The sequence below is a fragment of the Pseudolysinimonas sp. genome, assembly GCF_044239695.1.
Taxonomy (GTDB): Bacteria; Actinomycetota; Actinomycetes; order Actinomycetales; family Microbacteriaceae; genus Pseudolysinimonas_A.
Genome location: NZ_JBIIAW010000141.1, coordinates 1 through 5,778 on the forward strand (window position 1 = coordinate 1; position 5,778 = coordinate 5,778).

Annotated in this window: 8 protein-coding genes and 1 pseudogene; 4 read left to right on the forward strand and 5 right to left on the reverse strand. The window is 69.9% G+C overall.

Translation table 11 applies throughout. The features are described from left to right. Both ACILQS_RS15060 and ACILQS_RS15065 read left to right on the forward strand, forming a co-directional pair. Positions 1-271 (forward strand): annotated as a pseudogene (locus ACILQS_RS15060) (alanine--glyoxylate aminotransferase family protein); the annotation flags it as partial. Then, on the forward strand, positions 268-1,488 hold the full coding sequence (locus ACILQS_RS15065; protein WP_395640940.1) for an allantoate amidohydrolase: 1,221 nt from the start codon (positions 268-270) through the stop codon (positions 1,486-1,488). The pseudogene ACILQS_RS15060 and the gene ACILQS_RS15065, both read left to right, overlap by 4 nt. On the opposite strand, the gene ACILQS_RS15070 is transcribed toward ACILQS_RS15065, so the two are convergent. Together ACILQS_RS15070 and ACILQS_RS15075 are read right to left on the reverse strand one after the other, a co-directional pair. After that, on the reverse strand, positions 1,471-1,815 hold the full coding sequence (locus ACILQS_RS15070) for a hypothetical protein (RefSeq protein WP_395640941.1): 345 nt from the start codon (positions 1,813-1,815) through the stop codon (positions 1,471-1,473). The two genes, ACILQS_RS15065 and ACILQS_RS15070, sit on opposite strands and share 18 nt — an antisense overlap. A gap of 4 nt (positions 1,816-1,819) precedes the next feature. Then, positions 1,820-2,335, reverse strand: a complete 516-nt coding sequence (locus ACILQS_RS15075; RefSeq protein ID WP_395640942.1) for an NTP transferase domain-containing protein — start codon at positions 2,333-2,335, stop codon at positions 1,820-1,822. 19 nt (positions 2,336-2,354) lie between these two features. Here ACILQS_RS15075 and uraD point away from each other — a divergent pair, with 19 nt between their 5' ends. Beyond that, positions 2,355-2,825 carry a 2-oxo-4-hydroxy-4-carboxy-5-ureidoimidazoline decarboxylase gene (gene uraD / locus ACILQS_RS15080; protein WP_395640943.1) on the forward strand — a complete coding sequence of 157 codons (471 nt, stop codon included), beginning with the start codon at positions 2,355-2,357 and terminating at the stop codon, positions 2,823-2,825. Beyond that, complete coding sequence (gene uraH / locus ACILQS_RS15085) at positions 2,822-3,136, forward strand: hydroxyisourate hydrolase (RefSeq protein ID WP_395640944.1); 315 nt, start codon at positions 2,822-2,824, stop codon at positions 3,134-3,136. The genes uraD and uraH overlap by 4 nt, the downstream gene beginning before the upstream one ends. A gap of 46 nt (positions 3,137-3,182) precedes the next feature. Here the strand turns inward: uraH and ACILQS_RS15090 are convergent, their stop codons facing one another. The 3 genes from ACILQS_RS15090 to allB form a co-directional block, all read right to left on the reverse strand. Next, positions 3,183-3,656: a nucleoside deaminase gene (locus ACILQS_RS15090; RefSeq protein ID WP_395640945.1), complete on the reverse strand. Its 474-nt coding sequence runs from the start codon at positions 3,654-3,656 to the stop codon at positions 3,183-3,185. After that, positions 3,653-4,546, reverse strand: a complete 894-nt coding sequence (gene pucL / locus ACILQS_RS15095) for a factor-independent urate hydroxylase (RefSeq protein ID WP_395640946.1) — start codon at positions 4,544-4,546, stop codon at positions 3,653-3,655. The genes ACILQS_RS15090 and pucL overlap by 4 nt, the downstream gene beginning before the upstream one ends. Before the next feature lie 20 nt (positions 4,547-4,566). Then, positions 4,567-5,778: allantoinase AllB (gene allB, locus ACILQS_RS15100; RefSeq protein WP_395640947.1), on the reverse strand; the 1,212-nt coding region annotated here is incomplete at its 5' end.

The window sequence follows — 5,778 nt, forward strand, 5'->3', positions numbered from 1 at the left end:
GCGCATGAACAACGTGGTGGGCGTGAAGAGCCCCGAGGGGATCGACGGCGACGGGCTGCGCGCCACCATGCTGAACGACTTCGGCATCGAGATCGGCACCTCCTTCGGGCCCATGGCCGGCAAGGTCTGGCGTATCGGCACGATGGGCTACAACGCGCGGCGCGACACGGTGCTCACCACCCTCGCCGCGCTCGAGGTGGCGCTGCGCCGCGGCGGGCTCACGGTGACCGCCGGCAGCGGCGCGGGGGCCGCGCTGGACTTCTACGCATGACCGACGCCCAGCTGATTCTCGAGCGCTGCGACGAGCTCGCCACGATCAGCAGCAGCCCCGACTTTCTCGAGCGGGTGCACCTCTCACCCGAGCACGCGGCCGCGAATGCCCTCGTCGCCGGCTGGATGGAGCAAGCGGGTCTGAGCACCTGGCAAGACGCCGCCGGCAACCAGTGCGGTCGCATCGAGGGACGCGAAGAGGGGCTGCCCGCGCTGCTTCTCGGCTCCCACATCGACACCGTTCCCGACGCCGGTCGCTATGACGGCATGCTCGGCGTGCTGCTGGCGATCCAGGTCGCCAGTCGCATCGAGCCGGGCACGCTGCCCTTCGCCCTCGAGGTCGTCGCCTTCAGTGACGAGGAGGGCACCCGCTTCGGCACCGCCCTGCTCGGCAGCCGCGCGCTCGCCGGCACCTGGGACGACGAGTGGTGGAACCTCACCGACAAAGACGGCATCACCCTCTTCGAGGCATTCCAGGACTTCGGGCTCGACCCTGCCCGCCTGCCCGGCGCCTTTCGGCGACCGGAGACGCTCGTCGGCTACCTCGAGGCGCACATCGAGCAGGGCCCCATTCTCGAGGATGCCGACCGGCAGCTCGCGGTCGTCACCTCGATCGCCGGTGCACGTCGCTTCGCGCTCACCATGCACGGCAAGGCCGGCCACGCCGGCGGTACCCCCTTCGACCGTCGGCGCGACGCGCTCGTCGGAGCGAGCGAGCTCGTCGTCGAGATCGAGCGCCTCTCACGCACGCACGACGTGATCGGCACGGTCGGCAAGCTCGAGGCCTTTCCCGGCGGGGTCAACGTGATACCGGGGCGTGCAGAGTTCAGCCTCGACCTCCGCGCTGAGTTCGACGACGATCGCGACAAGGTGCTCGCCCTCATCGAGCAGGCGGCGGCCGAGATCGCAGGCCGCCGTGGACTCGAGTTCGAGCAGCACGAGATCTACCGGGCGGATGCGGTGGTGTGCGATCTCGACCTGCGGCAGGCGGTCGAGAGCGGCATCCGCTCGATCGGTGACGACGACCCGATGGCCTTCTGGAGCCGCGCCGGCCACGACGGCATGGCCGTTGTCGCGGCCACGCCCATCGCGATGCTGTTTCTGCGCTGCAAGGGCGGCGTGAGCCACCATCCGGACGAGGCCGTCAAGCAGGCGGATGTCACCGCAGCGCTCGACGCCTTCGAGGCAGCGGTGCGCTCGCTAGCCGAGCGCCACTAGCAGGCTGAGCACCGCCAGTGCCGTGACGACCGGGGTCATCACGTAGCGCTCCGGCTTGCTGCGCGAGATCGCGTTCACGACGATGCCGAGCACGAAGTAGGCGAACACGACCCATCGGCCGACCTCGGCGAAGGGAACGAGACCGAGCAGAATCGCCGCGATGAGCGCGTAGATGGCGATCGACACGACACTGCCGATGCGCAGGTTGCGCGGCAGCACGCGGTGCTGGCCTCCCCACGCGTAGTGGCCGAGCGGTGCGCCCGCGGCGAGGGCGAGCTGAAACACGGCGAGCAGGGCGAGGATGACGACGGCGATGACGGCGGGCACGCGATCAGCGTAGTGGGCCGTCCACGTCCTCGCCGTTCCACAGGTCGCCGCACTCGACCTCGTTCACCCCGTGGGCGACGAGGTACTCGCGGGCTCCGCGGTCGCCCCTCAGGGGCAGACGCCAGTGGGATGCGGCGAGGTAGACCGGATGTCCCGGGCGGCCGTCGAAGACCGCCTGCCGGAGGTCTCCGTGCCCTTCGAGAACCCGTCTGACAACGGCGGATGGCAGCCCGGGCAGGTCGACGAGGGTGATGAGCGCAGCGCTGCCGGTGGCGGCGTCGAGCCCGGCGCGCAGCGAGTGCGACATGCCCGAGGCCCAGTCGGCGGCGACGACCGAGGTGATGCGGTCGTCCGCCGGAATCTCAGCGGACGGTGCTGCGCCGAGCACCACGATGACGCGAGAGCAGCCTCCGTCGAGCAGGGCGGTGCAGGCCGCGGCGATCCAGCCGGGAGTCACCGCCTTGGGGCCGCCCGCGCGGGTTCCGGCGCCGGCGGCCAGCACGATCCCACAGATTGCCATAGGTAAAGTTAGCCACACGATGATCGAGACCACTCCCGCAGACCTGCGCGCCGCCCTCGGGGTCGAGCGCTGGGTGACCGACCTGACCGCCGCGAGCCCCTTCGACTCCCTCGAGACGCTGCTCGCCACTGCCCACACTGCGGCGACGCCGCTCAGCCCGCAGGAGATCGACGAGGCCATCTCGCACCACCCGCGCATCGGCGAGAAGCCGGTCGGCCAGGGTGCCGCGCAGGACTTCAGCCGCACAGAGCAGGGCGACGAGGGTGACGCCAAGACGAACGCCGCCATCGCGCGCGGCAATGAGGCCTACGAGCGCCGCTTCGGGCGCATCTTCATCATCCGCGCCGCTGGTCGCTCGCGCGCAGAGATCCTCGACGAGCTCGAGCGCCGCCTCAACCTGCCGCCCGAAGAAGAGGTGTCGATCGTCGGCGAGCAGCTGCGCGACATCGCCCTGCTGCGCCTCGAGAAGCTGTACGCGGAGGAAGCATGAGCCACCTGAGCACCCACGTTCTCGACACCGCCCTCGGTAAGCCGGCCGCTGGAATCCCGGTCGCGCTCTTTCAGAACGGCGAGCTGCTCGCCGACGGAACAACGGATGCGGATGGCCGCGTCGCGTCCCTCGGCCCCGACTCCCTGCCCGCCGGCGGGTACACCCTGCTCTTCGACGTCGCCGCCTACTTCGGCGACCGCCCGGCCTTCTACCCGCGGGTGATCGTGGACTTCTCGATCACCGGGCCGGAGCACTACCACGTGCCCCTTCTGCTCAGCCCCTTCGGCTACTCGACCTATCGCGGGTCGTAGTGCGGATTGAGCCTGTCGAAATCTGGTCTCGACCGGCTCGACCCGCTCAGTAGTCGGTGCGCGCCTCTGACGCGAGCCAGGCGTCGAAGGGCTCGGCCGAGTTGTCGAGGCGCAGTGCTTCGATCTTGACGTCCCAGGTGTCGCGGGAGCGCGCGAAGAGCTCGTAGAACTCGCGGTCGTCGAAGCCGCCCGCCGCAGCGTCGTCACGGTTCGCCGCGAAGACCACTCGGTCGATGCGCGCCCACAGCGCGGCCGACAGGCACAGCGGGCAGGGCTCGCACGAGGTGTAGAGCGTCGCGCCGGCGAGGGAGAAGTCCTTGACCGCCTGGCAGGCCGCGCGAATGGCGGTCACCTCGGCGTGCGCCGTCGGGTCGAGGGTCGCCGTGACGCGGTTCTGGCCCTCGGCCAGCACCTTGCCGTCGCGCACGATGAGGGCGCCGAAGGGCCCACCCGCATTGGCGACGTTCTCAGTCGCCAGCTCGATGGCGCGAGCGAGAAACAGCTCGTCCTGGCCGCTCATGCGAGACCCGCCGCACTGCGCCACGCCTCGTTCGCCGGTGGGGCGTCGTCGCGGGTCACCGTCGCCTGAATCAGCCCGTAGGGCCGGTCGGCGGCGAAGAAGACCTCGCCGGGGTTGTCGAGGCCGAAGGGCTCGAGGTCAACGACGAAGTGGTGCTTGTTCGGAGCGCTCAGGCGCATCTCGGCGATCTCGGGGTGCGCTTCGAGCACCGCCTTGCCGATGTGGAAGAGCGTCTGCTGCAGGGCGAGCGACTGCAGGGTCGCGAACTCGCGAACGATGATCGCCGTGATGCTCGCGTAGGTGGCCTCCCAGTCCAGCTCGGTGGTCGTGAAGCGCCACTTCGCGACGAGGGAGGTGGCCATCACCCGGTCGTGGGTCTCTTCGAGGGTGGTGTAGCCATCCGTGAAGAAGCCGGCGAACTCGCTGCCGGTCGACTTGAGAATCACCAGGTCTTTGATGCCGCCGATGACGTACTCGCCGGTCGCATCCACGGTGACGGCGGCGGTGCGCACCTCGGGGCCGCGGCGCGTCCAGGTGTGGTCGTGCTCGACGCCGTCGACGACGGCCCGCTGCCACGCGTACTCCTCCACCTCGATGCGTGCACCCTCGACCGGGCCGATGTCGTGCACGAAGTGGCGGGCGAGCGCGAGGGCATAGTCCTCGATCGATCCGACGCCCTTCTCCTTGGCGTAGGCGAAGGCCGTGTTCTTCTGGGTGTCGGTCGGCAGCAGCATCGACTGGTCGCCTTCGACGTGGGCGGGCGAGAAGGGCCCGCGCAGCGAGGTCGACACGTTGAGATCGCGGATCTCGTGCCGCGCCGTGTCGCGGTAGATGCGCACAACGCGGTTCTCGGCCTTGCCGTACTGGTTGTCGCCCATGATTATCGCCATGGCGTGATTCTAGAAAAGGTTTATGACCGCGATGTTTCTAGCAGGGCACCGGTCGTCGCGTCGTCGATCGGATGCCCGCTCAGCCACGCGCGCCGGGCGACACCCCTGAGCGCCCGCCCTTCAAACGCGCTGACCGGATTCTTGTGCCGCAACTCCGAGGCATGCACCGTAAACCGCTCGTCGGGGGCGAAGGCCACGAGGTCCGCATCGGCGCCGACGGCGATGCGGCCCTTCTGGGTGAGGCCGACGAGGTCGGCGGTGCCGCGCGACATCCACTGCAGCACCCGGTCGAGGGGGATGCCGCGCTCGGCGGCCTCCGTCCACACACTCGAGAAGCCGGTCTGCAGTCCCGCGATGCCGCCCCACGCCACCTGAAAGTCGCCGTCCCCGGCGAACTTGAGGTCGGCGGTCGCGGGGGAGTGATCGGTCACGACCACATCGATGTCGCCGTCGAGCAGCGCCTGCCACAGCGCTTCGCGGTTGGCATCGCTGCGGATGGGCGGGCAGCACTTGAACTGGGTGGCGCCGTCGTCGATCTGCTCCGCAGAGAGCACGAGGTAGTGCGGGCAGGTCTCGACGGTGATCGGCAGCCCCTCCGCACGCGCGGCTCGCAGGGCGGGCAGGGCGGCAGCGCTCGACAGGTGCAGGATGTGGGCGCGCGCCCCGGTGCGACGCACCCCGGCGATGACGCGGTCGATCGCGGTGGTCTCTGCCGCATCCGGTCGCGATTCGACGAAGGCCGCGTACGACGTGCCGCCGTGGTTGGCGTGGGCGTCGAGCACTCCGGGGTCTTCGGCGTGCACGATGAGCACGCTGCCGAGCGCCGCGATCTCGTCGAGCGCGGCCTCGAGCTGATCGGCGTCGAGGTGGCCGAACTCGTCGATGCCGCTCGGCGCGAGAAAGGCCTTGAAGCCGAAGACGCCCGCGTCGTGCAGCGCGCGCAGCGAGCCGAGGTTCTCTGGCACCGCGCCGCCCCAGAAGCCGGTGTCGATGACGACCTTGTCGGCCGCGACCTCGCGCTTGATGCGCAGCGCCTCGGCGGTGATCGTCGTGGGCACCGAGTTGAGCGGCATGTCGATGATCGTCGTGACCCCGCCGGCGGCGGCGGCGCGGGTGGCGCTGGCGAAGCCCTCCCACTCGGTGCGGCCCGGCTCGTTGACGTGCACGTGGGTGTCGACGATTCCGGGAATCAGCACCTCGTCGTCGGCCAAGGTCGCTGCCGGCCCGTCGAG

Bases quoted from the DNA above. Each gene is read 5' to 3' on its own strand.
- ACILQS_RS15065 (WP_395640940.1), top strand. From the start codon at position 268: ATGACCGACGCCCAGCTGATTCTCGAGCGCTGCGACGAGCTCGCCACG.
- ACILQS_RS15075 (WP_395640942.1), bottom strand. From the start codon at position 2,335: ATGGCAATCTGTGGGATCGTGCTGGCCGCCGGCGCCGGAACCCGCGCG.
- uraD (WP_395640943.1), top strand. From the start codon at position 2,355: ATGATCGAGACCACTCCCGCAGACCTGCGCGCCGCCCTCGGGGTCGAG.
- uraH (WP_395640944.1), top strand. From the start codon at position 2,822: ATGAGCCACCTGAGCACCCACGTTCTCGACACCGCCCTCGGTAAGCCG.
- ACILQS_RS15090 (WP_395640945.1), bottom strand. From the start codon at position 3,656: ATGAGCGGCCAGGACGAGCTGTTTCTCGCTCGCGCCATCGAGCTGGCG.
- pucL (WP_395640946.1), bottom strand. From the start codon at position 4,546: ATGGCGATAATCATGGGCGACAACCAGTACGGCAAGGCCGAGAACCGC.